Annotated in this window: 3 protein-coding genes; all 3 read left to right on the forward strand. The window is 33.6% G+C overall.

The window, feature by feature from the left end:
* The first annotated feature begins 117 nt into the window (after positions 1–117).
* Complete coding sequence (locus ACJMMI_RS02215) at positions 118–1,668, forward strand: oligosaccharide flippase family protein (protein WP_405353093.1); 1,551 nt, start codon at positions 118–120, stop codon at positions 1,666–1,668.
* Positions 1,669–1,687: 19 nt separating this feature from the next.
* The gene (locus ACJMMI_RS02220; RefSeq protein ID WP_405353095.1) at positions 1,688–2,827 is read left to right on the forward strand and encodes a Coenzyme F420 hydrogenase/dehydrogenase, beta subunit C-terminal domain; all 1,140 of its coding nucleotides are present in this window, start codon (positions 1,688–1,690) and stop codon (positions 2,825–2,827) included.
* Positions 2,828–2,844: 17 nt separating this feature from the next.
* A partial coding sequence (locus ACJMMI_RS02225; RefSeq protein WP_405353097.1) for a nucleotide sugar dehydrogenase occupies positions 2,845–3,724 on the forward strand: 880 nt, incomplete at its 3' end.

The following is a 3,724-nucleotide window of genomic DNA, read 5'->3' on the forward strand; positions in this document are numbered from 1 at the left end:
GTCTAACTCTTGATCCAGATGCTCCTATTGATTGGGAATATGCTGATAAAATTTTAGGCGAACAGCGTAATTCTGCAAGAAAATATCTATGTTCAATAAAAAAGGATTGCTAATATAATGAAAGAAAAAAACAGCGGTAAACAAATGTCTATAAATCTTATTGCCTCCATAGTTTCATTTTGCGTTAATATGGGCATAAACTTTTTCCTTGCTCCTTTTCTTGTAAAAGAGCTTGGCACAGAAGCTTATGGATTTATAGGGCTTTCTTTGAATTTCATTCAGTATGCCACTATCATTACGGCCGCATTAAATTCTATATCAGGAAGATTTATTTCCATTGAATATCACAGAGGTAATATAGATAAAGCCTCTAAGATTTTCTCATCTGTATTTGTAGCAGATATTTTTCTTGCAACAGTAATGCTTGTGGCGTCATTGCTGTTTACAATGTTTATTGATGTTTTCTTAAATGTTCCGTCCGGACTTTTAACAAGCGTACAGATTACATTCGGACTTGCATTTTTAGCATATGTAATCAGTGTAGTAACTGCAATATTTACTACTGCTACCTTTGTAAAAAACAGACTTGATATTAACTCTATCAGAGATATTATCTCAAATCTTATAAAATTAGCTCTTGTAGCAGTATTGTTTATTTTCTTTCCACCACAGCTTTATTATCTGGCACTTGCTACCGTAATAAGCGGTATGTTCCTGCTTCTTGCAAATATTTCTGTTAAAAAGAAAATAATGCCTGATGTCAAAGTTAAAATAAAAAACTTTAGCTTTGCTTATGTAAAAATGATTTTAGCAGCAGGAATTTGGGTTTCTTTCTCTCAGCTTTGCAATGTTCTCATATCAGGACTTGATTTATTGATATGCAACCTTGTTCTTGGCCCAACTATTATGGGACTTTATTCTATTGCTAAAACCGTTCCGACTTGCCTTTCTAACCTCATAAATATGCTCGGCAATGTGTTTACACCTCATTATACAATTATGTATGCTAAAGGAAATATAGACGGGCTTGTGCAAGAAGTTAAATTCACTTCTAAAATTGTCAGTACGATTATGACTGTACCACTTGCCGGTTTTATTATCTTCGGTAATCAGTTCTACACACTCTGGCAGCCAACAAAAACTGCCGATGAAATACTTATGATTCAAATTTTATCGGTTCTAACCTGCCTTATGTATCTTTTTACCTGTCATACACAATGTCTTATGATGCTATACACAGTCTGCAACAAACTAGTTTTACCGGTGTTTGTAAACTTTGGTATTGGTTTGTCAAGCGTTGGTATTGTGTTGCTTGTGCTTAATTTTGGCACTCTTGGCAACAACGGTGTGTATGTAATCGCTGCTGTAAGCTCTGTTTTAATGAGTATTCGTGCATTAACATTTATGCCGATTTACTCCGCTAAAATTCTCAATAGGAAGTGGAATACTTTTTATGATACAATAATTCGTGGCTGCATTTGCTTTGCCGTAATTGCAGTTATGTTCTATATTGTAAGTATGTTCATTACCATTAATTCGTGGTTCAGCCTTATTGCTGTATGCGTTGGCTTTGGACTAATTGGATATGCGTTGTGTATTCCGCTTATGTTTAAACGCAGTGAAATTAAAAAGCTTACAGGCAAATTTATGAAAAAAATAAAGCACTAATACTAAATAAGGTGACTTCATGATAAATTTATTTTCAGATAAATCACAATGTTGTGGATGTACTGCTTGTCTTAGCACTTGCCCAAAAGGCGCTATATCAATGCGCATTGATGATTACGGCTTTAATTATCCTGTAATTGACACAGAACATTGTGTTGAATGTAAAAAATGTGTTGCAGTATGTGACTTTAAAAAAAACTCTGACAATAAAAATTCAGCTAAATTATCTGTATATGCCTGCCACAATAAGAATGAACAAATTCACAAAGAAAGTTCTTCCGGCGGTGTATTTTTTGAGTTGGGCAAGAAAATTCTTCAAAATAACGGAGTAATTTACGGAGCTGTATATGACCAAAACTTTAATGTTAAGCCTATAAAGGCCGAGAAAATTTCTGATCTTGAAAAGATGAAAGGCTCAAAATATGTTCAAAGTAATATTACAGGTGTTTTTAAACAGGTAAAAACTGATTTGGAGCAGGGGAGAAAAGTACTTTTCTCCGGCACTGGTTGTCAATGTGCCGGTCTTAAATCATATTTGAATAAAAATTATGATAATCTCTACATTATAGATATTGTTTGCCACGGAGTACCATCACAAAAACTATTTAATGATTATAAAAAACAACTTGAAAAGAAATACAAATCAAAGCTTATTTCGTTCAATTTCCGTACTAAAAAGATTAAGGGTGAAATTCAGGATATTGAGGCTGAATTTGAAAATGGAAAACTTTATAATAATTATCCGGATTTAGATAATTTCAAAAGTTTTTTCTCCAGAAGTCTTACACTTCGACCTTCTTGCTATAATTGTAAATACGCAAATACCGAGCGAGTAGGTGACATCACTATTGGAGATTTTTGGGGCTTGGAAAAATCAATGCCTGAGTTCAAATCAAGATATGGAACTTCGCTTATCATAATTTCAACGCAGAAAGGACAAAAGCTTTTTGAAGAAATTTCGGATAGTCTTGAAACAAAAGAAAGTACACTTCAAAATGCCTTACAGCCAAGTCTTATTTCACCGGTAAAGAAAACTGAAATAGCTGATGAATTTATGAATGATTATATAAAAAACGGTTTTGACTACGTTTGCAATAAATATAATTCAGGTGTTTTTATTAAAAACTTGAAAAGGAAAATCAAAAATATAATTAAATAAAATAGGGGTGTAAAAAAATGAAAATCGCAGTTGCCGGTACAGGATATGTCGGACTTTCAAATTCAATACTTCTTGCTCAAAACAATGAAGTTTACGCAGTCGATATTATTAAAGAAAAGGTAGACCTTATCAATTCAGGAAAATCACCAATCGTTGATGCTGAAATTGAAGACTATCTTGCTAATAAAGAGCTTAATCTGACTGCAACTACTGATGCACGCAGTGCATATAAAAATGCGGATTATGTAATTATTTCAACCCCGACAAATTACGATACAAAACGACACTATTTTGATACATCTTCAGTTGAACAGGTAATCGGACTTGTTCTTGAAGTTAATCCTGATGCAATAATGATAATAAAATCTACAGTGCCTGTAGGTTTTACAAAGGATATGCGTAGAAAGTATGCTTGCAAAAATCTATTGTTCAGCCCTGAATTTCTCAGAGAAAGTAAGGCTTTATATGACAATTTATACCCTTCAAGAATCATTGTAGGTACAGATCTAAATGATGAAAGACTTGTACAAGCCGCTAAAACATTTGCAGCATTGCTTCAACAAGGTGCTATTAAAGAAGATATTCCAACACTTTTTGTAGATTTCACAGAAGCAGAGGCAGTTAAACTTTTTGCAAACACATACCTTGCACTTCGAGTAAGCTTCTTCAATGAACTTGATACATATGCTGAGGTAAAAGGCTTAAATTCCGCCCAGATTATTGAGGGAATAGGTCTTGACCCAAGAATCGGACTTTATTATAACAATCCGTCTTTTGGCTACGGCGGATATTGTCTGCCAAAAGACACAAAACAGCTTCTTGCAAACTATGAAAATGTACCTAACAATATAATTGAAGCCATTGTAAAATCAAATTCAACTCGTAAAGATTTTATAG

It is taken from the genome of Ruminococcus sp. (genome assembly GCF_045129435.1).
Taxonomy (GTDB): domain Bacteria; phylum Bacillota; class Clostridia; order Oscillospirales; family Acutalibacteraceae; genus Ruminococcoides.